The sequence below is a fragment of the Bradyrhizobium sp. 521_C7_N1_3 genome (genome assembly GCF_052075975.1).
Taxonomy (GTDB): Bacteria; Pseudomonadota; Alphaproteobacteria; order Rhizobiales; family Xanthobacteraceae; genus Bradyrhizobium; species Bradyrhizobium japonicum.
The window spans coordinates 6,596,760-6,622,691 of the sequence record NZ_CP197232.1 but is presented as its reverse complement, the minus strand read 5'-3'; the positions used below and the strand labels follow the sequence as shown (position 1 = coordinate 6,622,691).

27 protein-coding genes, 1 tRNA gene and 1 pseudogene are annotated in these 25,932 nt (G+C 63.9%); 18 read left to right on the top strand and 11 right to left on the bottom strand.

The features are described 5' to 3' along the window. Nucleotides 1-72 precede the first annotated feature (72 nt). Together AB7008_RS31135 and AB7008_RS31130 are read right to left on the bottom strand one after the other, a co-directional pair. Nucleotides 73-996: a LysR substrate-binding domain-containing protein gene (locus tag AB7008_RS31135; protein ID WP_304490298.1), complete on the bottom strand. Its 924-nt coding sequence runs from the start codon at nt 994-996 to the stop codon at nt 73-75. A gap of 113 nt (nt 997-1,109) precedes the next feature. Then, entirely contained in the window at nt 1,110-3,167 is a 2,058-nt protein-coding gene (locus AB7008_RS31130) for an ATP-dependent helicase (RefSeq protein WP_441260033.1), read from the bottom strand. Between the two features lie 128 nt (nt 3,168-3,295). Here AB7008_RS31130 and AB7008_RS31125 point away from each other — a divergent pair, with 128 nt between their 5' ends. Further along, nucleotides 3,296-3,886, top strand: coding sequence for a TMEM175 family protein (locus tag AB7008_RS31125; protein WP_441260032.1), 591 nt, complete (start codon nt 3,296-3,298; stop codon nt 3,884-3,886). Nucleotides 3,887-3,895: 9 nt separating this feature from the next. Here the strand turns inward: AB7008_RS31125 and AB7008_RS31120 are convergent, their stop codons facing one another. Continuing rightward, a complete protein-coding gene (locus AB7008_RS31120; protein ID WP_441260031.1) occupies nt 3,896-4,276 on the bottom strand; it encodes a YciI family protein in 381 nt (126 codons plus the stop codon). Nucleotides 4,277-4,473: 197 nt separating this feature from the next. Between AB7008_RS31120 and AB7008_RS31115 the strand changes: the two genes are divergently transcribed. Together AB7008_RS31115 and AB7008_RS31110 are read left to right on the top strand one after the other, a co-directional pair. Then, complete coding sequence (locus AB7008_RS31115) at nt 4,474-4,653, top strand: hypothetical protein (protein WP_028154823.1); 180 nt, start codon at nt 4,474-4,476, stop codon at nt 4,651-4,653. Between the two features lie 26 nt (nt 4,654-4,679). Then, on the top strand, nt 4,680-4,883 hold the full coding sequence (locus AB7008_RS31110; RefSeq protein WP_041958427.1) for a hypothetical protein: 204 nt from the start codon (nt 4,680-4,682) through the stop codon (nt 4,881-4,883). A 10-nt stretch (nt 4,884-4,893) separates the two neighbouring features. Here AB7008_RS31110 and AB7008_RS31105 read toward each other — a convergent pair whose 3' ends face one another. Then, the gene (locus tag AB7008_RS31105; protein ID WP_441260030.1) at nt 4,894-5,607 is read right to left on the bottom strand and encodes a substrate-binding periplasmic protein; all 714 of its coding nucleotides are present in this window, start codon (nt 5,605-5,607) and stop codon (nt 4,894-4,896) included. Between the two features lie 321 nt (nt 5,608-5,928). On the opposite strand from AB7008_RS31105, the gene AB7008_RS31100 reads away from it, so the two are divergent. Then, nucleotides 5,929-8,334, top strand: a complete 2,406-nt coding sequence (locus AB7008_RS31100; RefSeq protein WP_441260029.1) for an ATP-binding protein — start codon at nt 5,929-5,931, stop codon at nt 8,332-8,334. Between the two features lie 321 nt (nt 8,335-8,655). Continuing rightward, a tRNA-Gly gene (locus AB7008_RS31095) sits at nt 8,656-8,729 on the top strand. Nucleotides 8,730-8,801: 72 nt separating this feature from the next. Here the strand turns inward: AB7008_RS31095 and AB7008_RS31090 are convergent. After that, on the bottom strand, nt 8,802-8,927 hold the full coding sequence (locus AB7008_RS31090) for a hypothetical protein (RefSeq protein WP_283842751.1): 126 nt from the start codon (nt 8,925-8,927) through the stop codon (nt 8,802-8,804). Nucleotides 8,928-8,993: 66 nt separating this feature from the next. Then, nucleotides 8,994-9,500: a hypothetical protein gene (locus tag AB7008_RS31085; RefSeq protein ID WP_304490292.1), complete on the bottom strand. Its 507-nt coding sequence runs from the start codon at nt 9,498-9,500 to the stop codon at nt 8,994-8,996. A 126-nt stretch (nt 9,501-9,626) separates the two neighbouring features. Here AB7008_RS31085 and AB7008_RS31080 point away from each other — a divergent pair, with 126 nt between their 5' ends. After that, a complete protein-coding gene (locus AB7008_RS31080; RefSeq protein ID WP_304490291.1) occupies nt 9,627-9,848 on the top strand; it encodes a hypothetical protein in 222 nt (73 codons plus the stop codon). A 56-nt stretch (nt 9,849-9,904) separates the two neighbouring features. Here AB7008_RS31080 and AB7008_RS31075 read toward each other — a convergent pair whose 3' ends face one another. After that, entirely contained in the window at nt 9,905-10,123 is a 219-nt protein-coding gene (locus AB7008_RS31075) for a hypothetical protein (RefSeq protein ID WP_304490290.1), read from the bottom strand. A gap of 164 nt (nt 10,124-10,287) precedes the next feature. Here AB7008_RS31075 and AB7008_RS31070 point away from each other — a divergent pair, with 164 nt between their 5' ends. Together AB7008_RS31070 and AB7008_RS31065 are read left to right on the top strand one after the other, a co-directional pair. Beyond that, a complete protein-coding gene (locus tag AB7008_RS31070) occupies nt 10,288-10,560 on the top strand; it encodes a hypothetical protein (protein ID WP_304490289.1) in 273 nt (90 codons plus the stop codon). Between the two features lie 71 nt (nt 10,561-10,631). Further along, nucleotides 10,632-11,920 (top strand): annotated as a pseudogene (locus tag AB7008_RS31065) (c-type cytochrome). Between the two features lie 12 nt (nt 11,921-11,932). On the opposite strand, the gene AB7008_RS31060 reads toward AB7008_RS31065, so the two are convergent. Continuing rightward, nucleotides 11,933-13,903, bottom strand: a complete 1,971-nt coding sequence (locus AB7008_RS31060) for a 4Fe-4S binding protein (RefSeq protein ID WP_304490287.1) — start codon at nt 13,901-13,903, stop codon at nt 11,933-11,935. A gap of 149 nt (nt 13,904-14,052) precedes the next feature. On the opposite strand from AB7008_RS31060, the gene AB7008_RS31055 reads away from it, so the two are divergent. The 10 genes from AB7008_RS31055 (at nt 14,053) to AB7008_RS31010 (ending at nt 23,260) form a co-directional block, all read left to right on the top strand. After that, nucleotides 14,053-14,808, top strand: coding sequence for a biotin/lipoate--protein ligase family protein (locus tag AB7008_RS31055; protein ID WP_369527638.1), 756 nt, complete (start codon nt 14,053-14,055; stop codon nt 14,806-14,808). Next, nucleotides 14,805-15,344 (top strand): DUF6505 family protein, encoded by a 540-nt coding sequence (locus AB7008_RS31050; protein WP_264621277.1) that lies wholly within the window; start codon nt 14,805-14,807, stop codon nt 15,342-15,344. The genes AB7008_RS31055 and AB7008_RS31050 overlap by 4 nt, the downstream gene beginning before the upstream one ends. Next, nucleotides 15,341-16,360 carry a DUF6352 family protein gene (locus tag AB7008_RS31045; protein ID WP_304490286.1) on the top strand — a complete coding sequence of 340 codons (1,020 nt, stop codon included), beginning with the start codon at nt 15,341-15,343 and terminating at the stop codon, nt 16,358-16,360. Before AB7008_RS31050 ends, AB7008_RS31045 begins: the two co-directional genes overlap by 4 nt. Then, nucleotides 16,357-16,872, top strand: coding sequence for a DUF3305 domain-containing protein (locus AB7008_RS31040; RefSeq protein WP_304490285.1), 516 nt, complete (start codon nt 16,357-16,359; stop codon nt 16,870-16,872). Before AB7008_RS31045 ends, AB7008_RS31040 begins: the two co-directional genes overlap by 4 nt. Next, nucleotides 16,869-17,495: a DUF3306 domain-containing protein gene (locus AB7008_RS31035; protein WP_304490284.1), complete on the top strand. Its 627-nt coding sequence runs from the start codon at nt 16,869-16,871 to the stop codon at nt 17,493-17,495. The genes AB7008_RS31040 and AB7008_RS31035 overlap by 4 nt, the downstream gene beginning before the upstream one ends. A gap of 133 nt (nt 17,496-17,628) precedes the next feature. Beyond that, the gene (locus AB7008_RS31030) at nt 17,629-18,405 is read left to right on the top strand and encodes a Cro/CI family transcriptional regulator (protein WP_304494223.1); all 777 of its coding nucleotides are present in this window, start codon (nt 17,629-17,631) and stop codon (nt 18,403-18,405) included. A 29-nt stretch (nt 18,406-18,434) separates the two neighbouring features. Continuing rightward, on the top strand, nt 18,435-18,650 hold the full coding sequence (locus AB7008_RS31025; protein ID WP_028154837.1) for a twin-arginine translocation signal domain-containing protein: 216 nt from the start codon (nt 18,435-18,437) through the stop codon (nt 18,648-18,650). Between the two features lie 15 nt (nt 18,651-18,665). Next, nucleotides 18,666-21,611, top strand: coding sequence for a formate dehydrogenase subunit alpha (locus AB7008_RS31020; RefSeq protein WP_028154838.1), 2,946 nt, complete (start codon nt 18,666-18,668; stop codon nt 21,609-21,611). Nucleotides 21,612-21,623: 12 nt separating this feature from the next. After that, nucleotides 21,624-22,220 carry a formate dehydrogenase FDH3 subunit beta gene (gene fdh3B / locus AB7008_RS31015; protein WP_304490283.1) on the top strand — a complete coding sequence of 199 codons (597 nt, stop codon included), beginning with the start codon at nt 21,624-21,626 and terminating at the stop codon, nt 22,218-22,220. Nucleotides 22,221-22,264: 44 nt separating this feature from the next. Beyond that, on the top strand, nt 22,265-23,260 hold the full coding sequence (locus tag AB7008_RS31010) for a formate dehydrogenase subunit gamma (protein ID WP_304494222.1): 996 nt from the start codon (nt 22,265-22,267) through the stop codon (nt 23,258-23,260). Nucleotides 23,261-23,287: 27 nt separating this feature from the next. Here the strand turns inward: AB7008_RS31010 and AB7008_RS31005 are convergent, their stop codons facing one another. From AB7008_RS31005 to AB7008_RS30995, 3 genes are all read right to left on the bottom strand, one after another. Beyond that, entirely contained in the window at nt 23,288-23,410 is a 123-nt protein-coding gene (locus AB7008_RS31005) for a hypothetical protein (protein WP_256469294.1), read from the bottom strand. Between the two features lie 71 nt (nt 23,411-23,481). Further along, complete coding sequence (locus AB7008_RS31000) at nt 23,482-23,775, bottom strand: hypothetical protein (protein WP_304490282.1); 294 nt, start codon at nt 23,773-23,775, stop codon at nt 23,482-23,484. A 122-nt stretch (nt 23,776-23,897) separates the two neighbouring features. Continuing rightward, nucleotides 23,898-25,727: a hypothetical protein gene (locus AB7008_RS30995; RefSeq protein WP_441260028.1), complete on the bottom strand. Its 1,830-nt coding sequence runs from the start codon at nt 25,725-25,727 to the stop codon at nt 23,898-23,900. Nucleotides 25,728-25,932: the final 205 nt, after the last annotated feature.

Sequence of the window (25,932 nt, the reverse complement as noted above, 5' to 3'; positions counted from 1 at the left end):
GTGGCGGACGGTTGCAATCAGTGCGTTCGGTGTGCCGACGATGAGCGTCGGCGTTGTCGCTGGACAGGCGGCCTATTCAGAACGAGCCGCCGCATCGATTGTCCTGGCGATGCCCCCCTGGAATGCTTCCTTCAACCAGCGGCGCAGCACCACCAGTTCGGGGTCGCCCCAACGTCTGGCAACAGCGACGAAGTAGTAACCGCCGAGACTGACGGGGTGAGGGCTGAGATCGACCAGTCTGCCTGCGGCGAGGTCCTCCTCGACGAGTAGCGCGTTTGCGAGTGCGACGCCTTGTCCCTGTCTTGCGGCCTCGATCGTCAGATGGGCATGCCAGAGGTGCGGTCCTCGCAGCATCGGCAGGTCGGTGACTCCCGCATTTTCGAACCATTGCTCCCAATAGAGCGTCGAGGCTTCGTGGATCAGCGGCAGGTTCAGGAAATCGGAAGCCTGAGTGACGACGGGATGGCGCGCCCTGAACGTGGGGCTTGCGACGGCATGAATCTTCGGTGCCGCGATCAGCTCGGTCCTGACCTTCGGGCGGCTGATCATCATGTTCATGTGAACGATCTCGGCATCAGCCTCGCCGCGCGTGAAGTCCGCACGCGACAGCGTTGGATACAGGGCGATGTCGTAGTTCGGCAGACTGGCCATGAGCGCGGGCAAACGGGCGAGCAGGCGCTGATTGATGATGCCGGGAATGCACCAGATCGTCAGGGTTCGGCGGCTGGCCGGACGAACATCTTCGTTGGCCTGGCGCAGGATGTCGAAGGCGCGGGTGACCCGGGCGTGGAATGCTTCGCCGGCTGCCGTCAGCAGCAGGCCGCGTCCGTGCGCCGCAACCAGCGCGACATTGAGGTCGAGCTGGAGCTTGCGGATGTGTCGGGAGACGACGGTCGGACTCACCGACAATTCATCGCTTGCCGCCTTGATGCTGCCGGTGCGGCCGACAGCCTCGAAGGCTCTCAGGGCATTGAGCGACGGAAGCCGCAGTGACAAGCGATCCTCTGGCAAAAGCCACCTCTTTCCAGATGATCTAGCTCACCAAACCAGCCAGCGGAAGCAGGATCCGCGCCAATCCGAGGGATCGATGTACTGGGATTCGGATCCACCTACCGCCACATCCCCCGCATCCGCGCCCCGATGTCGATCTTCGGGCCCTGCGCCGCGGTGCGGGCCGCAGCCGAAGCCGCCTTCGGCCAGGCGGTGCGCTCGAACAGATAGACGAGGGATTCCGGGATGAAGCGGGTGCGCGAGGCGTAGACGTGGCGGTCGCCCTTGGCTTGCTGGCCGTGGGTGAAGAAGCGCTGCGGCACGACGAGGTGCAGATCGTCCTTGGCGCGCGTCATCGCGACATAGAGCAGGCGGCGCTCCTCCTCGAGCTCGGCCGAGGTGCCGGCGCCGAGATCCGACGGCATGCAGCCGTCGACGACGTTGAGCACGAACACCGACTTCCATTCCTGGCCCTTGGCCGAATGGATGGTGGAGAGGATCAGATAGTCCTCGTCGCGAAGCGGAGGACCTGATTTGTCGCTGGTCGCATCCGGCGGGTCGAGCGTGAGCTCGGTCAGGAATTTCTCGCGCGAGGCATAGCCGCTCGCGATCTGCTCGAGCTGCATGAGATCGGCGCGGCGCGTCTCGGAATCCTCGTGGATGCGGTCGAGATGCGGCTCATACCAGAGCCGCACGCGCTCGAGATCGGCCGGCCATTCCGAGTAGCGCAAATTCTCGACGGTACGGACGAAGTCGGTCCAGTCCGCGCCGGTGCGCGCTGGCACCGGGAGCTGGCCGAGCGCGTGCAGCGGGTCCATACTCTCGGCCATCTGGTCGAGCACGCGCTGCGCGGTGGCGGGGCCGATGCCGGGCAACAGGTGCAGGATGCGGAAACCGGCGACGCGGTCGCGCGGATTTTCGGCAAAGCGCAGCAGCGCCAGCACGTCCTTGACGTGCGCGGCATCGAGAAATTTCAGTCCGCCGAACTTGACGAAGGGGATGTTGCGGCGGGTCAGCTCGATCTCCAGCGGACCGGAATGCGAGGACGTCCGGAACAGCACCGCCTGGTACTTGAGCAGCGCGCCTTGCTCGCGGTTGGCCAGCACCTGCTCGACGATGTAGCGCGCCTGGTCGGCCTCGTCGTGGACGGTGACGAGCTGCGGCTTCTGCGACGAGGTGCGGTCGGTCCAGAGGTTCTTGGTGAAGCGTTCGCGCGCAAGCCCGATGACGCCGTTGGCCGCCGCCAGCACGGGTTGCGTCGAGCGATAGTTGCGGTCGAGCGTGATCATCTCGGCGCGGGGCGAGAAGTTTTGCGGAAAATCCAGGATGTTGCGGACGGTGGCGGCGCGGAACGAATAGATCGACTGCGCGTCGTCGCCGACCACGGTGAGCCCGCGTCCATCCGGCTTCAGCGCCAGCAGGATCGAGGATTGGAGGCGGTTGGTGTCCTGATATTCGTCGACCAGCACGTGATCGAAGCGGCCGCCGATTTCTTCGGCGATCAGCGCATCGCTCATCATCTGCGACCAGTAGAGCAGCAGGTCGTCGTAATCCAGCACGTGCTGGGCCTGCTTGGCCTCGACATAGGCCGCGAACAGGCCCTTCAGCTCGGCGGCCCAGCCCGCGCACCAGGGATAGTGCTGGCCGAGCACTTTTTCGATCTCCATCTCGGCATTGACGCAGCGCGAGTAGATCGACAGGCACGTGCCCTTGGCGGGAAAGCGACTCTCGGTCTTCGACAGGCCGCGCTCGTGCCGGACCAGATTCATCAGGTCGGCGGAATCCTCGCGGTCGTGGATGGTGAAGGCTGGATCGACGCCGATCCGCTCGGCATATTCGCGCAGGAGGCGCGCGCCGATGCCGTGGAACGTGCCGGCCCAGGTGAGGGCGCCGCGCATGATCGCGGCATTGTTCTCGCCCAGCACCTTTCGTGCGATGCGCTCGACCCGGCCAGCCATCTCGGCCGCGGCGCGGCGGGAGAACGTCATCAGGAGGATGCGTCGTGGATCGGCGCCCGCGACGATCAGGTGCGCGACGCGATGGGCGAGCGTATTGGTCTTGCCGGAGCCCGCCCCGGCGATGACGAGCAGGGGGGCGCCCACGGTCGCGCCGTCGGCGACGCCATGCTCCACGGCGCGGCGCTGCTCCGCATTGAGCGTGTCCAGATATGTCGCCACGAATCGCCCCGGTGAAAGGGGGAGAGTCGGCGATCCCGGCGCGAATCGCAATGCGGCTGGACGGAACCAATGTTAAGACCTAGGGACAAGACGGCCCGAAGTTCCAGCCCGAAAAGCACGCAACCGGCATGACCGAGCTCAAGCCCGACCAGTTCGAGATGCGGCGGCTGGAGTCGCTCAGCAACACCATCTTTGGTGTCGCCATGACGCTACTCGCCTACGACCTGCCCAAGGCCGCGGTGTTCACCAGTGCCCCGAGCTGGAGCGATCTCGCCCATGTCTATTCCGGCAAGCTCGCCGGTCTCGCGCTCAGCTTCATCATCGCCGGCGTGTTCTGGATCAGCCACCATCGCCGGCTCGCGCGCCAGCCCCTGGGCAGCCGCGGCATGGTGATCCTCAACCTGTTCTTCCTGCTGTCGATCGTGCTGCTGCCGGTCACCAACGGCCTCTACACCAATTACGGCATGAGCAGCGCGGTGGCCGTGCTCTACGGCCTGCATCTGACCGCGATCGCCGGCCTCAATGCCTGGCTGTGGTGGACGATTTTGGGCGGCTGGCGCCACGAGATCATGGCCTCGATGTTTCCGCTGCTGGTGTTCATTCCGGGCACGATCGTTGCGGCCTTCGCGCCGCACGTCGCGCCCTTCGTGTGGTTCATCGCCTTTGGCGGGCTGCTGATCCAGCGCTTCTATGCCGCGCCGACCGGGCCAGGCGCGTGAGGCGGCGGCTCACCCCTTTGTCGCGCCGAACCCGTCGGCCGGCACGTAAAGCTTGACCGGGCGGATTTCGTAGACCGCCGACGGGTTGACCTCGCGCAGCTTCCGCGCTGCCGCGATCGCTTCCTCATCGGTATCGTAGTCGACGAGATGGAAGCCGAGAAGCTGCTCCTTGGTCTCGGCAAACGGGCCGTCCAGCACCATGCCCGCGCCGGGGCCGCGCAAGGTGTGCGCCTTTCGGGTCTCATCCAGACGGGCGGCCGGCCCAAGGTGTCCGCTTGCCCTCAAGGGCGCCTGAACCTCGATCACTTTGGCCACGACCGCGGCGTCCTGCTCCGTCGTCCAGGACAAAATCTCGTCTTCCACGTGGTAGGCCAGGATGGCGTAAAGCATCGTCACCTCGTTTGTTTTTCAAGCTCGCAGTCGGAAGGATGTATGAGCACTGCCGATACCGACAATCCCGGAGACTAACATATTGCGTCGCGCAAGTTGCGACGAAACCGTCCTGAAACCCGATTGCCGCCCTCGGAGGTGAACGCTGTCCAAAGCCGAGGCGACTGATGGCCACCAAGAACACTTCGGAGGCGGCCATGTCGACCATCAAGATCATCTGCGACGCGCGTCGGGCAGGAAAGTCGGAAGCCGCGGATTTGCACGACCAGTCCGGCCACCACCGCTATTACGGCAGCTCGGCCGAGAACGGCGGCGAGCGGATCGTCGAAAGCCGCCGCGGAAAACGCCCCCGCGTGCTCAATGTGTGTGGCTTCTGACGCCTTCGGCGACACCGTCTTTCAACATGGATGTCCTGCAAATATCGATCGCGGCGATGCCATTCCTGCTTGCGCTGATGAGCCGGACGCGAAAGGCAATCGCGCCGTGCCTGCTGACGAGCATCATCACCGTGCTGCTCGGCGACGAGCCTCATCGGGCGGTCATGGCCTGGTGCGTCGGCGTGCTGATTGCAGCCGTTGCCCTGCGTGAGCGGATTCGCGCGAGCTGACCCGGCGCCGTCACGGCGCGCTCAGGACCTGTTTGACCAGCGCCTCGCGCAGCATTGCCAGCTCGCCGCTCGCCTCCATCTGCGCGATCACCTTGCCGACCTTCGGCACCAGATCGCGATGGCGTTCGTGCAAATAGTGGTAGATGTGGATGCGCTCCAGCGGCGGCGAGAGCGGGACAATCCTGGTCTGCAGATTGAGTTTCCTTACCGCGACGAGCCCGCTGAAGAGATCGGTGACCATCACCTCGAAACGGTCGGCGTCGAGCATCCTGATCATGTTCTCGAGGCTGGTGGTCGCGGTGACGCGGGCCATGCCGCGCGTCCCGGCCTCTGAGGAGCCGACGCCGCGGACGATGCCGATGCTGTACTCCCTGATCGAATTCCAGCCGGCGACGTCGAAACGGAGTTTCGTCGTGAAGACCGCCGGCTCGATGTAGTTGATCGCCGGCGTCACCTTAATCAGCGTCGGGTAGTCGCTGGAAAGCGTTCCGATCCGCTGGATCTCGCCGTCGACCTCGCCGGCGCTCGACAGCGCCAGTGCGCGCTTGCCGGGGACGTCCTCGAACGCCAGCTTGATATTCAGCTTGGCGTAGACGGCCCGCAGCATCTCGCCGCCGACATATTGATCGGGGATGTCGGCGATCCGCGCCAGTCGGATGAGCTGCTGCGCCTGCGATGGGCCGGCTGCGAGCAACGACAGGCAGAGGACGACTATCCGCCACATGCCGCGTCTCTCGCCCATTGCTACCATTGGATTCAAATGCCAGCGCGGTCGACCGCAGATGGTGCCTGGGCAGGGCCGGAACGATCGCGACTCGCCCGACGTGCAGGCGACTCCGGACCTTCACCGATATGTCATTCTAGCACGCGAAGTGGTAGTTTGCCGAACAATCCTGCTACAGGGCGCAAGGCATGCTTCCATCGCCCCTGGGCCGACAGGATGGCTGCCCGCATCGGGTGCTGAGGGAGAGTCTCAACCGTCGAATTGCTCGAGGCTGCGACCGGCAGGCCGGAGCTGGGTGTCGCCATTCCGGGGAAGTGGTGCATGGGCAACGCAGGTGACGAGGAATCCGGCCGCGCCACTGCGCCGGCGGCGGCGAAACAGAATTTGAACGGCATTGGCGCCGCGATCGCGCCGTCGATGTTTGCGGCGCTACTGGCGCGGATCTTCCATTGGTCGCGCAGCGGCGTCGGGCCGCGCCTGCTGGCCGCCGTGCTGCTGTTCTCCTCGATCGTCACGCTGATGCTGACCGCCCTTCAGCTCTATCTCGACTACGAGCGTGAGGTCGGCGTCATCGAGACGCGGCTCGACGAGATCGGCCGCAGCATGACCGGCAGCCTCGGCGAGAGCCTGTGGAATCTCGACCAGAACCAGCTCAGGCTCCAGCTTGACGGCATCCTGCGGCTGCCCGACATCCGTGCTGCCGAGGTCCGCGAGATCGCCGATCGCCCCAATCCCATCCGTGTCTCGGTCGGGGAGCGAAGCACCCGCTCGGTCGTGACCCGGGACTATCCGCTGAACTACACCGCGCAGGGGGCGTCGCGTCCCATCGGCCAGCTCCACGTCGAGGCCACGCTGAGCGACGTCTACCAGCAATTGCTGAACCGGGCTCTGGTCATTCTGGCAAGCCAGGCTGCAAAGACGTTCCTGGTGTCCCTGTTTATCATCTACATGGTTCATCTTCTGGTGACGCGGCACCTCGTCGCTATCGCCGAGTTCGTCAGCAAGTACAGCGTTGCACGACCGCCTCCGCCTTTGCACCTGGAGCGGCGCCGACCCTACGATGCCGACGAGCTGGATAAGGTGATCGACGCCTTCAACGCCATGTGTGCGAAGCTCGAACGCGCCTACGATGAGCTTCGCGACGCGAACGCGAATCTCGAGCGCGATCTGAAGATCCGCCGACGTGCCGAAGAGGACGCGCACGCGAGCGAGCAGCGCTTCCGCGACTACGCCGAGACCGCGTCCGACTGGTTCTGGGAGACCGGACCGGATCACGCGTTCACCTACATATCGGACCGGGCCGGCGCCTTCGGCATGGACCGCAAGGCCCTGATTGGCAAGCGCCGGTGCGATGCCGCCTTCGACCGCGATGCCGAGCCGCAGAAGTGGCGCGAGCACATGGCGACGCTTGACCGCCACGAGCCGTTCCGGAAGTTCGAGTATCGCGGCCGCGATGTCGTCGGACGCGTGCGCCATTTCAGCGTCAATGGTCAGCCGATCTTCGCCGCCGACGGCCGCTTCATGGGCTATCGCGGTTCGGCCACCGACCTCACTGGGCAACACGAGACCGAGGAGCGGCTTCGCCAGTCCCAGAAGATGGATGCGATCGGCCAGCTCACCGGCGGCGTCGCGCATGATTTCAACAACGTGCTCACGGTCATCACCGGCACCATCGAGATCATCCACGAGGGGCTTGCGGACAAGCCCGAGCTTGCCGCGATCGCGCAGCTCATCGACGATGCGGCCTCGCGTGGCGCGGAGATCACCTCGCAGCTCCTGACCTTCGCGCGCCGGCAGCCGCTGGAGCCGCGCGAGATCGACGTCAACGGCCTCGTGGTCGAGACGGCGAAACTGTTGAAGCCGATCCTGGGCGAGCATATCGAGATCGTGACCCGGCTTGCCGACGACGCATGGTCCGCGATGGCCGATCCGTCGCAGCTCTCGTCCGCGATCGTCAATCTCGCCGTCAATGCGCGCGACGCGATGCCGGGCGGGGGCAAGCTCGTGCTCGAGACCGCGAACCGGGAATTTGACGGCACCGGCAGTGCCGATGACGGCGATGTCACACGCGGTGGCTTCGTGATGATCGCGGTGACCGACACCGGCCACGGCATCCCAGCGGAGATCCGCGATCGCGTATTCGAGCCGTTCTTCACCACCAAGGGCGTCGGTCGCGGCACCGGGCTCGGTCTCAGCATGGTCTACGGCTTTGCCCGTCAGACCGGCGGCACCGTCGCCATCGAGAGCGAGGAGGGCCGTGGCACTGTGGTGCGGTTGTTCCTGCCACGATCGGAGGGGGAGGCTTCCAACAGAATGGGGCCGGTGCAGGCTCAGGCGGCGACACGCGGGCGCGAGACGATTCTCGTGGTCGAGGACGATCCGCTGGTGCAGGGCTATGTCATCGCCCAGCTCGGCAGCCTCGGCTATCGCACGCTTGTTGCCGCCGACGGCGCGACCGCGCTCACGCTGGTCGACCAGGGCGCGAGATTCGATCTCCTGTTCACCGACATCATCATGCCCGGCGGCATGAACGGCCGGGAACTGGCCGAAGCGGTCCGACTCCGCCGCCCTGGGGTGAGGGTGCTCTACACCTCCGGCTACACCGACGACACCATCATCCACGAGGGACATCTCGATCCCGGCGTGGCGCTGCTCCAGAAGCCATACCGGAAGTCGGAGCTGTCCCAGAAGATTCGCGAGACGCTTGCGGGCGAGCCGCCGGCCTGAGCGGCACCCGCGCCCACCCACGAAAAAGGCGCGGCGGGGAAGCCCCGTCGCGCCCGATTTCTTGCTCGCTGGTCCAGGGCTGAGAGCGCCCCGATGCCAGGCCTTTCGTCAAAGCCTAGCGGGCGATCCCAGCGAGGTGACAGCGCTTGAGATAAGACACTGGATCACCTCCTTTCGTTGGTTTCGGGACTCTGGATATAGGACGAATTCCCGCCGCCGTTAAGGGGCGCCCAAGGGCGGGAACTGGCCTGTCCGTAACACGGGAAAGACCGGCCCGGAGCAGTTGAGACTGCCGCCCGGTCGTGTTAGGGAGCCGGTGATGCGGGTGTAGCTCAATGGTAGAGCAGCAGCCTTCCAAGCTGAATACGAGGGTTCGATTCCCTTCACCCGCTCCAATGTTTTCAAGTACTTATTGAATTTCTTAATTTCCATTCCGACAAGACGGCGGAATCGATTCCGACAAATATTCACTTTCTGGCCGCCTGCTTGCGCCGCTTGATGCGCTTTATCTGTGCGTCCCGCTTGGCCTCGTCGTCGTGATGAAGATAGTGCGCCATCGCCTTGGTCGATGACCATTGGCCCTTCTTCATCAACTGCGTCTGTCAGGCCGGACGTGCTCGCCTCGGTGGTCCCGCCATGCCGGCCAAACGACGTGAAGGTCAGCTCGGGACGCAGGCCGCGGCCAGAATGATCTTCTTCGAAATGCGCTCGACCTGAGTCAGCATCTCGCCCTTGCCGCTCCAGGGCAAACTACTACCATCTCGGCGAAGCATCAGGCCGCCCGTCGGCCGCAATGCTTTCATGGCGTCGAGCTCTGCCATCAGCAGGGGATAGAGCGGCTTACCCTTCTTATCGAAGAGCGGCTCCCACGAGCCGGTACTCGTTTTGTAGTTGATGACATAGACGTGGTGCGGGCGGCTTTCCGGCCGATAGTGCTCCGCCATGAATCGGATGAAGATATGAGCCTTGCGCTGCAGCCATTCCCAACCGATCAGCACACCCGTTGCCAATGACGGATAGCCCAACTCGATCGCTTTCGCACGGAACGCTGCCAACTCGTCAAAATTAGCGTGCGGCGTTTCCTCTCGTCCAACTTGAGAACGACGAAATCTCGCGGCGGAGGTTGGTGGCGCTGCACCGGCCGCAACGCCCGAGGCGGCGCTCAAACTCTAAGGTGAGCCGAAAGGGGCGGACCTCCGATCACCGTTACGAGAGATGTGAAGCCGCACACATCCGGAACTTGGGTGAAGCGCTAGTCAGGCCTTCAACTTTCGCAAACAACGGAGATTCCCGTGAAGCGTCTGACAATTTGCGGACTGATCGCCGTTGCGTCGCTCGTTGCCGCAACGACTATGCTGCAATCACACAAATGGCCGATCATCGGGACGGTCGGAGCGGCCCGAATCGCCGGGATGCCGGTGTCTCAAAGCGGCGGGCAGGCAGACAAACTTCCGGTCCAGGACTTCGATGATCGATCACTGGTGTTCCCGCGTGAGACAAAGCCGCAGCAATAGGCGTGCTGGCATGCCCGCGTGAGCGTCGATCGCTGAAGGGCAGTATCCTTGACCCGTCAAGGGCCCATCAGATTGGGCAGCATGCTGGAGGGATCGCCCAGCAGCCCCAGGGACTGAAGCGTTGCGCGGTGCTGGTCGACTTCCAGTATCGCCAGCAGCAGGGTCAGAACGACCGCAACAAAGATGAGCAGGGATGAAGCTTCCTTGCTCGTCTTGACCGCGGGATCGTGGGCCGACGAAAGCAAGGCACGCAGACCTCGCAGATGCGAAACCATCAGCAGATACGCTTTGGATCGTATTTGCATGACCAAGGCCCTCGCAGCCTGAAATGCAATCTGGAACTTGGTTCGTCGCCGTTCAAGCTGGCGTGTCAATGTGCCCCATGGAACTGGGTAGAGCGCTATTCGCTGAGCTGGATCAAATGCAATCGAGGTGCCTCATGCGTCGATTCGCGATCATCGTCTGCGTAGCGGCGTGGTCCAGCTGCGTGGCGCTCGCGCAAACGGATCAACGCACCGAGCAGCCGGGCACTGTTGGCACGGGGCGAACTGCTCCCGAAGATAAGGGCCAGCTGCAGCCGCAAGGCTGGACCGGTCCGGTCGAGACGCGATCGGGTGGCGCGCCCGCCGAAAGCCCGCAAGGCCAGAGCCCGCCCGGCATGCAAGCTGCTCCGGAGGGATCGAGCAAGACCGTCGTCGCGCCGGACAAATGACGCGTTTGTGCGAAGCGCAAATTCAGGCAGAATGGGACGTGCGTAGGTCTGGCGCTGCCTCGGATTCGCTGATGAATTCCTTCCTTCTCGCCTCGCTCACTCTGATCGCCTCGCTCGTCATCCCGGTGCAGACAGTTCGCGCGCAAATGATGGGCCACGGCGGGGCGGTACGGGCGATGGCTGTTTCGGCCGATGGGAAGAGCCTGCTGTCCGGCGGGTTCGACACCGCCGCCATCAGATGGTCCCTCGCAAGCGAATCCGCGGAACAGGTGCTGCGCTTTCATTCTGACGCGGTGAACGCGGTTGGATTCCTTCGCGATCGGCGGATGGTGACCGCCGGGGCGGACGCGCGCATCGCGATCTGGACAGCCGGCCGGCAGCAGCCGGACACGGTGTTGCTGGGACATGACGCGCCCGTCGTCGCGTTCGCGGTCTCGCCCGACGGCGCGATGATCGCCTCTGCATCCTGGGATCACTCGGTGCGGCTTTGGTCACTCATCGACGGCGCGCAGCGGGTGCTTGAAGGTCATTCGCAGAACGTCAACGGCGTTGCTTTCGCGCCGGACGGCAAGTCGCTCGTCAGCGTGGGCTACGACCTTGCGCTGCGGATCTGGCATTTGCCCGATGCGAGTGGCGAAACGATCGTACTGCCGGCTCCGCTGAATGCCGTCGTCATCGCCAGTGACGGTGAAATCGTCACCGGGGCGGCGGACGGCAAGCTGCACCTCTTGAGTGCCGGCGGCAAGGATCGCGGCGAGGTTGCCGCCGGCACCATGCCGGTCGTGGCTCTCGCTATATCCGGCGATGGCGCACTGATTCAGCTGCCTGTGTGGATGGCGTGGTGACAATCGTCGATCGCAAGACGCGTGCTGTGTTGCGCACGCTGGTGAGGTCGGCAGTGCCGGTCTGGTCGGTGGCGTTCCTGCCCGATAGCGAGATCCTGCTGACCGGCGGGGCCGACGGAAAGATCCGGCGCTGGAATGTGCGCACCGGCGAACCCATCGGCTCCAATCTGCTGGGCACACCAACCGATCCGCTGGCGGCCTATGCCGGCGATCCCGGCGCGGAAGTGTTTCGCGCCTGCGTGGCCTGTCACACGCTGTCGGAGAAGGACACACAGCGCGCGGGCCCGACATTGGCGGGAATATACGGCCGGAAGATCGCGTCGCTGCCCAGTTATCGCTTTTCGGATGCACTCAAGACGATGGAGATCGTCTGGACGCCCGACACGGTCGCAAAACTGTTCGAGATCGGTCCAAATGCCTACACGCCCGGCACCAAGATGCCCGAGCAGCGCATCGGCTCGGCGGAAGATCGCCGGGCACTCACCGATTTCCTGGGGCGCGCGACCGCGAAATAGTCGAACAACGCTCTAGTTCTTGTTGTCTCTTTCGCGCAAATAGTCGTCCGTCGTGCGCGGCGGGGCGCGTTCGGGGACGCCGGCGAACGGATCGAACTGCTGCTCGCTCATGGTGATGACACGGCAGTCGGCGCACATCCTGAGCGCATCAACGCGCTTGTCGCCGGCTGGATACATCCAGTGCCGGCCTTCGAGCTTTGCCGCGATGCGATCGATCGTGCTCTTGACGCCAAACGGCTTGCCGCAACGGACGCATAGGGCAGGCTCTTCCTCCTTGATCACCAGCGCGGGCGCGCGGGAGGCGCGGAAATCGATCTGTGGCGTCAGTTTGATCACCTTTTCGGGGCAGGTGCTTTGGCACAAGCCGCATTGCACGCAGGCATCCTCCAGGAATTTGAGCATCGGACGTTCCGGATCGTCGCGCAACGCGCCAGTCGGACAGACCGAGACGCAGGACAGGCACAGCGTGCAGCCCTCGGTGTTGACGCTGATGGCGCCGAACGGCGCGCCCTCGGGCAGTGCAATCACGTCGGTCGGGCTCGGGGCCACGCGGTGCAGCTCGCTCAGGGCAAATCGGAGCAGATCGCGCCGCTTCCCTACGGTCCTGAATGTTGCGGGCTGACTGACGGTCGCGAGCGGCTCGATCGCCTGCAACGCTTCGCTCAGCTTATCGGGGTCGTCCGTCTCTATCGTCGCGACGCGGCGGCCGGAAAATCCGAGACCGGCGAGAATGGCGTCCGCCATTGCGATGGTTTGCGACAGCCCGGTCAAATCGTGCAGGGGCTTCGCCCGCAGCAGGAAACGCACGGCGGACGCGCCATGGGCAAACGCCGCCACGACGGCTTCGAGGCCGAGCTGCGTCACTTCGTTGACGGTGAAAGGCAGCACATTCGCCGGCAGACCGTCGCCAAGGCGGGCCAGCGCATCGATCAGCGAGCTGCCGTGCTGGCTGTCATGAAACAACAGCACGGGCCGGTCGCCGCCGGCCTCGCGATAGGTCAGCAGCATCGCGCGGAGCCGGTGCAGCTGCGTGTCGGCGGGCGGCAGGACATAAGAGGCCGCGCCGGTCGGGCAGGCTGCAGCGCATTGGCCGCATCCGGCGCAGACTTCCGCATTCACACTGACATGATCGCCGGCCGGCGTGATCGCACTCGTGGGGCACAAATCCAGGCAGCGGTGGCAGCCAGTGCGGTTCGAACGCGAATGCGCACAGAGCTCGGCAGTGAAGTTGACGTATTTCGGCTTGTCAAAGCTTCCAACGAGATCACGCGCCTTCAGCACCGCGCGAAGCACGGCGGCGGGATCGGCAGGATCGGCGCGCAGGTAGCCGTCCCTGAGATGGTGGGCAGGAAACAGCGGCGCGCCGGCGGATAGATCCAGCACGAGATCGCAGCGCGAGATCGCGCCGTTGCGTGGAGCCTCGAACACGAAGCGATCGCGTGAGGAAGGGCGCGGCCGGGCGTAGTCGTCGATCACGAGTTCGAACGCGCCGAAATGGCCCTTCGCGTTGCCGATCGTTCCCTTCACGATCGGAAAGGCCGTCGCCGCGGGCGGCGTGATGTCCTGCGGCTGCTTCAGCATGACCGTCACGTCGAGATGGTCGGCGAGCAGCCGGCCCGCCTCGATTGCCGCCTCATCGCGCCCATAGATCAGGATGACGCCGTCGCTCGACAGCGTGACGAGCGGATAGTCCGGGACGGCGACGGAGGCTGCCGCAAGCAGCGCCGCCATCTTTGCACCCGCTTGCGCGCCGTCGCGGGACCAGCCTGCCGTCTCGCGGATGTTGGTGAAGGTGATGGCGTCAGGCCGCTCGCCGGCTTCGTCGGTAAACTGCGCCGCCTGCTGCGTGCAGGCCACGGTCAGCGGGCCGCTTGCCTTTGCGGCGCTGCGGAAATGATCGATCTCCGTGCCGCAGAGATGGCGGAAGCTCTTGATGTCGCGGTTGGGGCATCCACGCCGGATCGCGGCCGTGTCAAGGCGCATCGTGTCTTCGCACGAGCAGATCAGGACGGTCTTCGCTGGTTGCTCCAGGTTAAGCCCTCCGTCGGTGCGGCGCGGAGGACGGACTCGCGCCGACCCATCACCTCATATAATATTCTCCACGAGTAAAGAAAGGAAAGTGGAGGACGGCCCTGCCGTCGACCTCGACCACCCACGTTTCCCTGGCGGAAGCCATCCGTCTGCCGCCGCCGTTCACGCTCGTCCGGCTGCGCGAGAGCGGAGACGCCTTCGCCCATGCTTGCCGCATTGCACCCGAGAGCGGTGCCGGCACGCTGGTCTATGTCGGGCGGTTCGACCTGGCCGAGTTCGCCGTGGTGCTCGAGCCGGGCGAACCCTTGCGCAGTGCGCGGCGCGCTTTCTACGCCGGCATGGTCGCGCTCACCGACGCCCTGCGCGCCTACGCACCGCCCAACAAGATAGTGACGATCGACTGGCCTGATGCGGTCAGGATTGACGGCGGGCTGGTGGGTGGTGGGCGGATGGGATGGCCGTCGTCCGCCCGCGAGGACGGGCCGTCCCCATGGCTTGTGTTCGGCGCCATGATCCGCACCGTCGCAATGACCGACCAGGGGCCCGGCGTTCACCCGCTGGTTTCAGCACCGGATCAGGAGGGTTTTGGCGAGGCGGGGGCCGTGCAGGTGATGGAGAGCTTTGCGCGCCATTTGATGCGGGCGCTCGACTGCTGGCGGGTCGACGGCTTTGAGCACATCGCGCGCGACTATCTTGGCCGGGTGCCACGCGAGCGGCAGAGGCTTCTGCGGATCGACGATCACGGAGATCTCCTGACGCGCCGCGTCGGCGCGGACCGGATTGAGCGAAGAGGGCTCGTGAAGGCGCTAGGCACGCCCGGCTGGTTCGATCTTAAGCTCGGAGGGCCGCGCCTGTGAAGCTGCTGCGGACCATCGCGCTCGATCCGTCCGACACGTTCGTGTTCGAAGTGGCGGCCGAGCCGGGCGAGTGGGCCGTCTCCGGCGCCTTCCGCTTCTGCGACCAGGATCCGGCGGCGCTCAGCGGCAAGGTGCGCACGGCCTTCCGCAGCGGCTTTCTCGGCGTGCAATCCTGGGGCTGGTCGACGCTGGTGCAGATCGTGCCGGCGACGGAGGCTGATTGCCGGACGCTGATCGATCTCCTTGCCAGGCAACTGGTCGACCGCTTCGGCGCCCCGGACATGGCAACCGCGCGGACGTCAGCGGAAGAGGAGGTTGCTTTCACGCAATCGCTCTGCACGCATCCAATCAGCTCGCTCATTGCCGTGCACCGCACCGCTGATGACGGCGAGATCCGCGAGTCCTTCCGGCGGCTGCAATTGCGGGCAGGGCAGGGACACGGCAAGGCATTCTCCTTCATGGAAGTCGAGGATGACACCGAGCCCGACGGCGGTCTCAATCTCACGGAGCTGGGCCGGGAGCTGCGACGCCCATGAACGATTCAACGAACGATTTCTGGTTCGCGTGCGGTCACCATTTGCTCGATCGCGACGAGAGCGGCGGGCTATGCGTCACCGACGAATTTCTGAAGGCCTATTTTGCCCGCCCCGAACTGATGCCGCCGGACGATGCCTGTCCCGTCGAGCGCCGGCTGCACCGCGAGCTGCTTGTAAATCCGCGCTTGCCGGTGGGCGCAGAGGATATTGCCGCGATTATTGACGCGGACGCCCGGGAGAACTGGCAGTTCGTGTTGGCCTTTCGCGATCTCCTGTTGCGGCATCCAACGCTGGAGGCGGCCTATCTCGCAATTATCCGCTCGGGCATGAGCGACCTGCCGCCGCTCTTCGTCAACCAGCTCGTGCACGTGATCCTGCGCAATGCGCTCGATGACTGTGACGATCCCTTCGTGCTGCGCGCCGCGGAACTGTTTTTCCGCCCGCAGCGGATTCTGCCGCACGAGCAGGCCCTGCTGCTCGGCGATGACGAGGTTGTCGGCGGGCGAAACCCGACTCTGGTGCTCTCGCTGATGTCGATGCTGGGCGCAATGCATGATGCCGAGGTCGATGTCATGAGCGAGGAGACCGCCGAAGGCTATTGGCAGCGCAGCGACCGGTTCGACATGGCATTCGACCTCACTGCGGCGGGCCGCGGGCCGCCTGCGGTGGCGCAGGTAATGACACGCTGGATCTCCCATCTGCTCGGGATCGATGTCGCGATCGAGCCCTTGCGCGCACTTCACGATGCGCACCTCACCTGGTATGTCGGGCTCGATGCCGATGCGACGAGGCTTGGCGACCGTCTCTGGCATGGCGAAGAGCTCGACGAGCGCAGTGCGGGCCGCGTGCTCGCGCTGTTCCGGCTGACGTTTGCGGACGCCAGCCAGGCGATGGCGGACGTGCGCGGCGAGCCGGTCTATCTCATCCTGGCGATGACCAATGACCAGAAGCTCCGGATGAAGCCGCACAATCTGCTCACCGGCTTGCCGATCAAACATCTGGAGATGGTGACGTGAGCGGCGCTGCGCTGCCATTGGTGCGCATTCCCGTCGGCATCGTCGTCGAGCGGCGCAAGGCGGACTCGCCATGGGTCGACGTTGTCTGGCGTGGCGTCGCCGTGCTGCCGGACGAGCCGGAGACAAGACCCTGGACAGTCCTGCGCGAGGAGGAGGGGACGACCTTGTTCTATGCCGGCAGTGCCACGGTCGACCTCTATCCGCTGGAGACCGCGCGCTATCGCGACAATCTCGCATCAGGCAGCCCGAGCATCTGGATCGTTCTGGCGCCCGCGGAGGGCGCCTGGCCCTATTCGGTGGCCGCCGCCACCGCGGATCCCGCGGAAGGCGAGGCGTTCACCGAGGCCGGCGCCAATCTGGTCGAAGCGGTACCCATGCCGGAGATGCTGCGCGAGACGATTGAAAGTTTCATCGCCGAGCACCACGTCGAGCGCGAGTTCTTCAAGCGCAAGCGACGGCAGGCTGATCCCGAGGCGTTGGCGCGCCGTCAGCATGAAGGCGGGCACGAATGAGCGAGGACCGATTTCTGGAGCGCTGGTCCCGCCGCAAGCAGGAGGCAAAGGCAAATGCCGCGCCTCCCGAGACGGCAATGCATGACGACGTGCAAGCGACGCCGTCGCCCGCAGCGAAAGAAGATGATCCCGAACTTGATCTGTCGAGCCTGCCCTCGATCGACCAGATCACGTCGGCAACCGACATCACCGCCTTCCTGCGCAAGGGAATTCCGCAGGAGCTGACGCGTGCGGCGCTTCGCCGCGCCTGGAGCGCCGACCCCGCCATTCGCGACTTCGTCGGGCTGGCCGAGAACGCCTGGGACTTCAACGACCCGAACGCGATGCCCGGCTTTGGACGGCTGGACTGTTCCCAGGAAGAACTGGCCGCACTGGTCGACCGCATCGTTGGCGGCGTGCGCAAGGCGGCTCAATCCCTACCGGATGCATCTGTCGAACCCAAGGATTCTGCATCGGAATTGCAGCAGGCGGAAACTTCCATGATTGCAGATGCGGAAGACAGATCTGTGGCGACGGAGTCCGCGCCCGGTGCTGTTGCATCGCAACCGATATTGGCTGAGGACGCCGCGCGTGACACCGCTCCCGTGAAGCGCCGCACGCATGGCGGCGCGCTGCCGTCCTAGATGCTCAACCAAAGGCTATAGTGTCAGGCTATGGGCAAACGTTGACCACCCACGGAACCAGGACTACGATTCGCTAGTTGTTTGTAACAAAAGCAATAATCAGGCAGACGGGGACTCTGGATGGGAGGTCCACGTGCGTGATGAAGGGCTTGATCGCGCCATTGACGCCGTAGGCGGCGTTGCCCAGCTTGCGCGCAAAATTGGCATCAGCCAGCCGTCGGTTTCGAACTGGGGCAAGGTGCCTGCGCAACGGGTGATTGCAGTCGAGGCTGAAACCGGCGTGTCGCGCAATCAGTTGCGGCCCGATCTTTATCGCGAGAGCTCCTTATCCGAGCCGATCGACCCCATCGATGCGGCGCGCGCGCAGGAATACGCATTCCTTGCCACGCTTCTGTCCGCAGCTCCATCAAGGGAGCTGCTCGATCAACTCGCCGCATTGAACACAGATACGACGCCGCTCGGACGCGCGCACGCAGTGCTCGCGGACGCCGCCGCTCGCGCGGTCCCGGCCCGGATCGAACGCGAATATTTCGATCTGTTCGTGGGCCTCGGCCGTGGCGAACTGCTGCCCTATGCGTCCTATTACCTGACCGGGTTTCTCAACGAGCGGCCGCTGTCGCGCCTGCGCGCCGACCTCGCGGCGCTCGGGATCGAGCGCGTCGAAAACAATTTCGAGCCCGAGGATCACGCAGCGATCCTGTGCGAGATCATGTCTGGCTTCGCAAGCGGGCAGTTCGAGGCGACCGCGGATGCGCAGCGCGCCTTCTTCGAGACGCACGTCGTGTCCTGGATGGGTCGGCTGTTCGCCGACATGGAGAGAGCAGAGTGCGCCGATTTCTATCGCGCGGTCGGGGGACTCGGTCGCCTGTTCATCGAGATTGAGACTGATGCATTCACGTTCGCCAACTGACCAGCGTGCGCTGGTCCGGGAGGAAAGCGATGAGGAACGAAAAGGAAAAGAAAGTCGCTGTCGGGCGCCGCGATGTCCTTCGCAAGATCGGCATCGGCACGCTCAGTGCCGGTGCGACGCTCGCGACCCCGCTGGTCGGACCTGCGCAGGCCGATAGCGAGAACAACGATGAGAAGCGCAAGGCGCGCTACACGGAATCCGACCATGTGAAGACGTACTATCGCGTCAATCGCTATCCCAGTTAAGACAGGGAGGCAGCCGTGCTTATCAAGAGAACACAGCGTTCCGGCTCCGACCATAGCGGCTCCGTCGCGGAAGGCCTTGCTCGTCAATCCGGTGGTCTTGATCGCCGCAGCTTCCTGCGCAAATCCGGTCTTGCGGGCGGCGCGCTCGCCGCGCTCGGCACCATCCCTATCGGCAGCGTGCGCAAGGCGGAAGCGGCCACCGCCGGTCCGCTCGCCGCGGGCGCCACCGTCCGCAAGAGCATCTGCACGCATTGCTCGGTTGGATGCACCGTGACCGCGGAGGTGCTGAACGAGGTCTGGATCGGCCAGGAGCCGAGCTGGGAATCCCCGATCAATCGCGGATCGCATTGTGCCAAGGGCGCATCTGTACGCGAGCTCGTGCACAGCGACCGGCGGCTGCGCTATCCGATGAAGCTCGTGGGCGGGCAGTGGACGCGCGTCTCCTGGGAGACCGCGATCAATGAGATCGGCGACAAGTGCCAGGACATTCGCGAGAAGTCGGGCCCGGATTCCGTCTACTGGCTGGGATCGGCCAAGATGACCAATGAAGGCGCCTATCTGTTCCGCAAGCTTGGCGCGTTCTGGGGCACCAACAACACCGATCATCAGGCGAGGATCTGCCATTCGACGACCGTCACCGGTGTGGCCAACACCTGGGGCTACGGCGCGATGACCAACAGCTATAACGACATTCGCAACGCCAAGACCCAGGTCGTGCTGGGCGGCAATCCGGCGGAGGCGCATCCTGTATCGCTGCAGCATCTGCTCGAGGGCAAGGAGCTGCAAAAGGCCAACTTCATCGTCATCGATCCCCGGATGACGCGGACCGCGGCGCATGCGACCGAATATGTGCGCATGCGGCCGGGCACCGACATACCCGTGCTCTACGGCATGATGTGGCACATCCTCCAGAACGGCTGGGAGGACAAAGAATTCATCCAGCAGCGCGTCTACGGTTTCGACGATCTGCGCAAGGAAGTGGAGAAGTGGAATCCGGAAGAAGTCGAGCGCGTCAGTGGCGTTCCCGGCGAACAGCTCAAGCGCGTCGCCAAGATGTTTGCCACGGAGAAGCCGTCAACGCTGATCTGGGCCATGGGTCAGACGCAGAAGACCGTCGGCACGGCCAACGTGCGCGCGAGTTGCATCCTGCTTCTGATGACCGGCAATGTCGGCGGACAGGGCATGGGCGCCAACATCTTCCGTGGCCATGACAACGTGCAGGGAGCGACCGATGTCGGGCTGGATATCGTCACGCTGCCATTCTACTACGGCCTCGCCGAAGGCGCATGGAAGCACTGGTCGCGGGTCTGGGAGGTCGACTACGAATACCTGAAGTCACGCTTCGACACCAAGCAAATCATGGAAACCCCCGGCATTCCGCTCACCCGTTGGTTCGACGCGGTGACGTTGCCGAAAGATCGGGTCGCGCAGAAAGACAATGTGCGGGCGGTGTTCGTTCAGGGACACGCCAGCAACAGCATCACCCGCATTCCGGAATCTCTCAAAGGCCTGAAGGCGCTCGAGCTGCTTGTCATCGCCGACCCGCATCCGACGACCTGGGCCTCGCTCTCGGTCGAAGCGGGACGCAAGGACGGGGTCTACATCCTTCCGGTCGCCACGCAATTCGAGTGCAAGGGCTCGCGCGTCGCTTCGAACCGGTCGCTGCAGTGGGGCGAGCAGATCGTCAAGCCGGTGTTCGAATCCAAGGACGATCTCGAAGTCATCTACCTGATGGCCAAGAAGCTCGGTTTCGCCGACAAGATGTTCAAGAACATCAAGGTCGAGAACAATCTGCCCGAGGCCGAGGATGTCCTGCGCGAGATGAACCGCGGGAGCTGGTCGACCGGCTATTGCGGCCAATCGCCCGAGCGGCTCAAGGCGCACATGAAGAACCAGGCCAAGTTCGACATGCTGACCATGCGAGCGCCGAAAGACGAGCCGGAAATCGGTGGCGACTATTATGGCCTGCCGTGGCCGTGCTGGGGCTCGCCGGAAGTCAGGCATCCGGGCACGCCGCTGCTCTACAACACCAACCTCCACGTGATGGATGGTGGCGGAACTTTCCGGCCGCGCTTCGGCGTCGAGCGCGAGGAGAAGCTGCCGGACGGGACCACACGGAAGGTCAGCCTGCTGGCGGACAAGTCCTCCTCCAAGGACTCGGAGATCCAGGACGGTTATCCCGAATTCACATTGGCGAGCCTGAAGAAGCTCGGCTGGGATACCGATCTCACCGAAGCGGAGATGGCCACGATCAACAAGATCAATCCCGCCACCCCCGGTGCCGTGTCGTGGTCGCTCGATCTCTCCGGCGGCATCCAGCGGGTTGCGCTCAAACACGGCTGTGTGCCCTACGGCAACGGCAAGGCGCGCATGAACGCGTTCGGCCTGCCGGACCCGATTCCGGTGCATCGCGAGCCGATCTACACGCCGCGCGTCGACCTCGTCGCAAAATATCCGACGTTGCCCGATGCCGAGCAGTTCCGCATGCCCAATATCGGTTTCTCCATCCAGAAAGCTGCGGTGGAGAAGGGAATTGCAAAACAGTTTCCGCTCATTCTGTCGTCGGGCCGTCTGGTTGAATATGAGGGCGGCGGTGAGGAGACCCGTACCAATCCGTGGCTTGCCGAACTGCAGCAGGACATGTTCATCGAGATCAGTCCTGCCGATGCCGCCGATCGCGGCATCAAGGACGGCGGCTGGGTCTGGGTCACCGGCGCCGAGAGTAGCTCCAGGGCGAGAATGAAAGCGCTGGTGACGGAGCGGGTCGGCAAGGGCGTTGCCTGGATGCCGTTCCACTTCGGCGGCTGGCTCGGGGGCAAAGATCTGCGCAGCGCCTACCCGAAGGGCACCGATCCCATCGTGCTCGGCGAAAGCGCGAATACCATCACCACCTATGGCTACGATCCTGCCACGGGCATGCAGGAGCCGAAGGTCACCCTCTGCCAGATTGCTGCAGCATAAGGAGCAACGACGATGGCCCGTATGAAATTCCTCTGCGACGCCGACCGTTGCATCGAGTGCAACGCCTGCGTGACCGCGTGCAAGAACGAGCATGAGGTCCCCTGGGGCATCAACCGGCGCCGTGTGGTCACCATCAACGACGGCAAGCCCGGCGAGCGTTCGGTTTCGATGGCCTGCATGCACTGCACCGATGCGCCCTGCGCGGCGGTGTGTCCGGTGAACTGCTTCTACACCACCGCCGATGGCGTCGTGCTGCACTCCAAGGACCTCTGCATCGGCTGCGGCTATTGCTTCTACGCCTGTCCGTTCGGGGCGCCGCAATATCCGAAGGTCGGCAACTTCGGCTCGCGCGGCAAGATGGACAAATGCACCTTCTGCGCCGGCGGCCCCGAGGCCGACGGCAGCAAGGCGGAATACGAGAAATACGGTGCGAACCGTCTTGCCGAAGGCAAACTGCCGCTGTGCGCCGAGATGTGCTCGACCAAGTCGCTATTGGCCGGCGACGGCGAGATCATCGCGCAAATCTACATGGAGCGTGTGACGAAGCGCGGCTACGGCTCGGGTGCATGGGGCTGGAAGACGGCCTATCGCGAGACGATCGCGTCCTGACGCAAGCCGCGGGTGATAGGCGCGCGCAAGACCGGGAGGAGCTCATGGCGTCGTTTGGAAGGTTCATTCGTTTAGGCGTCGGCGCGTGGGCACTGCTTCTGCTGGTCATCGTGGCGCCGGCACCGTCGAGCGCCCAGCAGGTCAATCCAACCGCGCGCTCGGTCAAGGAACAGCAGCTTCTGCAGGAGCTGAACCGGATCCAGGGCCGCGTCAGCATCCCGGACCAGCGGTCCGGTGTTCTCGAGCAGCCGCAGGGGCGCGAATGGCGTGACTTCCGCAATGTCACGCTACGGTGGATTGGCGGCGTGGCGATCATCGGCATGCTGGCGGTGCTCGTCATCTTTTATCTCACGCGCGGCATGGTCCGGCTGGAAAGCGGCCGATCGGGGCGCACCATCGTGCGCTTCAACATGTTTGAGCGGTTCGTGCACTGGATGACCGCGACCTGCTTCATCATTCTGGGGATCTCCGGCCTGAACATCACCTTCGGCCGGCCGCTGCTGCTGCCGCTGATCGGATTCGAAGCGTTTTCGGAATGGTCGCAATGGGCGAAGTATGCCCACAATTATTTGAGCTTCCCGTTCACCATTGGAGTCGTGCTGATCTTTCTGATGTGGCTTGGCGGCAATATCCCGAGCAAGCTGGATGTGGAGTGGATCAAGCGGGGAGGCGGTCTCATCGGGCATGATCACCCGCCGGCCCGTCGCTTCAACGCGGGCCAAAAGGGGATCTACTGGATCGTCGTGATTGGCGGCGGTCTCGTCGCTGCGACCGGCTATCTCCTCATGTTCCCGTTCTACACCACGGGGATTGAGGGCATGCAGATGGCCCAGATCGTTCACTCCATCGTTTCGGTGTTGTTCGTCGCGGCGATGCTCGCGCACATCTACATCGGCACGATCGGTATGGAAGGCGCGTTCGAGGCGATGGGATCGGGCGAAGTTGACGTCAATTGGGCGCGCGAGCATCACAGCCTATGGCTGGACGAGGAAACGGCGCGCACAGCGCAGCCGCGCCACGCGGCCTCTGCGGCGGAGTAGCGGCGGAGAGCGGTTCCTGGCCGCTCCCTAGAGACGCACGCCGATTGTCGCAAAGGCCTGTGCGACGGGCTCCTGAATGCCGCTAAGCATCGCAGCCGAGGCTGCGGCGATCACGACAGCCGCCACGCAGGCGAGCAAGAAAGCTTTCATCCGAATCCTCCACAAATTCTGTATGGTGCACGCGACCCCTAGCACGTCGCGCGCGGGCCTCGCGCACCTGGCTACCAGCCGCGAATGATGAACCTTGGTCCGCCGTATCGGCGACTGTAGTAGCCGGGGCCAGCGTAGTAGTTGTAGCCCCAGCCGGGGAAGTAGCTGGGGTCGTAGAAATAGCGCAGCACGTAGCGCGGTCGCCGGGTCCGCCAGCAGCGTCCATAATACTCGTTGCAGACCAGGCCGACCTGGTCGAAGTTGGAAATTTCGGCGGAGGCGATCGTCGTCGCGCTGAGGGGGGCGGCGGAAGCGGCAGACACGAGCAGCGCGGCACCGAATGCGCCCGGCACGATGGCCTTCATGGAGTTATCCCTTCAGTTGGGCGAGCGTTCGGGACTCAACCCTGGCCTCGAGCATCGAACTACTCGACGGACGGTGTTCGACTGTCTCTCGACGCTGACGCATGGCTTCTGGGAGCAGCGGATCAAAAGTTGAGCTGGATCAGTCCGAACGCACCATGCGCGAGCTTGCCCGTGCCGCCGACGTTCGTTGAATAGTCCCAATTGGCGGAATATTCGACGGCGATTTTCAGCCCGTCCATCACCCACTCGCCGGCGGTGAGGAACAGCCGGTGTTGCGGGACGAATCCAATTCGAGTCGGCACGCCGTTTTGCAGAATCAACACGCCAGCCATGTCCTTGCTGCCGGAATATCCCAACGAGATGAAATCACCCTGCGCGCCAATCTCCGTCACCCATGGATTCCAATCGAACTGGTAGGCAAGCGAAGCCTGCCATGTCATCGGCGTCATGTTCCTCGGAATGCCGAGCCCATCGATGAACTGAGCTGACCGAAGAGCGGCGTTCACCTCGCCAACAACCGCGAACGGGCCAAGACTGGCTTTGACGCTCGCTGCCACTCCGGGAACGCGTCCGATCTCCGGCAGGAATGGCAGGTACGACGCATGCAGGAATCTGCTCTCGAACACGGAGGTGTCATAGTCGACATGGAAATCAAGGGTCCACGGACAGATCAGCGAGGTCGTCAACTGATCATACGGCAAGCCACAATGGCCGCTCGTGCGGAAACCAAGTGTAGCGTTGTAATCGTCAATTCTGGTGCGGCCGGGTATGATGCTGTCGCTGCCCCTGTACGTGATGACCGAGCCGTAGAAGGGTGGCGGCTCGAGCGGGGGAGTCACTGGTAGCGGCTTGAACGGCCGCTGAGGAGGTGGGGTGTAACCCATCCAGCGCGCGATCTGCTGAACTGCCGGTGCGACCACCAGCGGATTGACCTTGGGAACGACCACAGGCGCGGGCAGCGGTCGCAGAGGAGGGGTCGGCCAGGCGAATTCCAAACCTCCTGCGGTCTGGCGGTTTTCAAACACCTCGGTCGTCAGAGGGGTGCCGATCGAAAGGGTATCCAGACGTGCGACGCCGGTTGACGTACCGAAATGCAGCGTCTCAACGCCGAAGCGGGCAGCTATCGGGAATTGCATCAAGTCGCCGACCAAAATGTGAGTCCGATCAAGCGTGAAGCGATCAACGCCGGTGCCGGGGACGTTAGGCACGATGGGTTGGTTTCCGGTCGGAAATATCGCGCCGGTGCCGCTGTCGAAATGAAGTACCACTGCGCCGGTCAGCCAGTCGCTCAGCTTGATATCGAAGTCGAGTTCGGCTGTGCCCAACTGCAGGTTTTCCTGGGTGGGGCCGTTAAAATTGTTTGTGCGCGAGGCAATCCCTTCGACGACCCCGCTAAGGGTGAGGTAGTTGTTGATCTTCGGTCCCGTCTTGTTGAGCGTATCTGCGATAATCTGTCGTGTCGCATTCTCCTGTGCGCCCCAGGCGATCTCCAGGTCATTCACGCGTGCTGCGAGCGGTCTTTTTGCTCCTGCTTCGGTCAAATCCGGAGCGGGCAGGACGGCGGCTGATGCCTCGGCGGGCCGCACCGGCTTCACCTCAGTTGCGGCAGGCGCCGCTGCTGTTGCGCCGGCTATCGCGCGCTCACGCGGCGCGCTGCGCTTTGGCGTTGCCGCTCCTTCCAGCGCACTGAGGCGTTCGGACAGCTTTCGATTCTCCGTCTTCAGCTCCCCAAGCATCCGTCGGAGAACTGCGATCTCCTCGCTCTCCGCAGCCGCCGCATAAGAAGGGACAAGAAGGGCAAGGCCGAAGAATGCTGGCGCACCGCCAACGATCAACCGGCATATGACGTAGGGGCGCCGACCGCCCATCGTCGACTCGAGCGCTCTGATTGCTTTCACCTGCCGTCGCCGTCCGGATCCAGCAACGAACTCATCTCGCTTGCCAGAGTTCATGCGCGGTCTCCCCTCGCTACTCCAGGCACCCAAACAGCCGGGCCAACTCGCTCACAACCATTTCGAGCATACAGGCAAACATTCACCGTCAACGTTTCACCCGTCAAGTCGACAACAGACAACAGAAGAAGTCGTTAACGGAAGCGCGTCGATGGCGCCGAGACAACACTAGTCACTCTGACGTGCATTACCCGCGCGCGAGCGA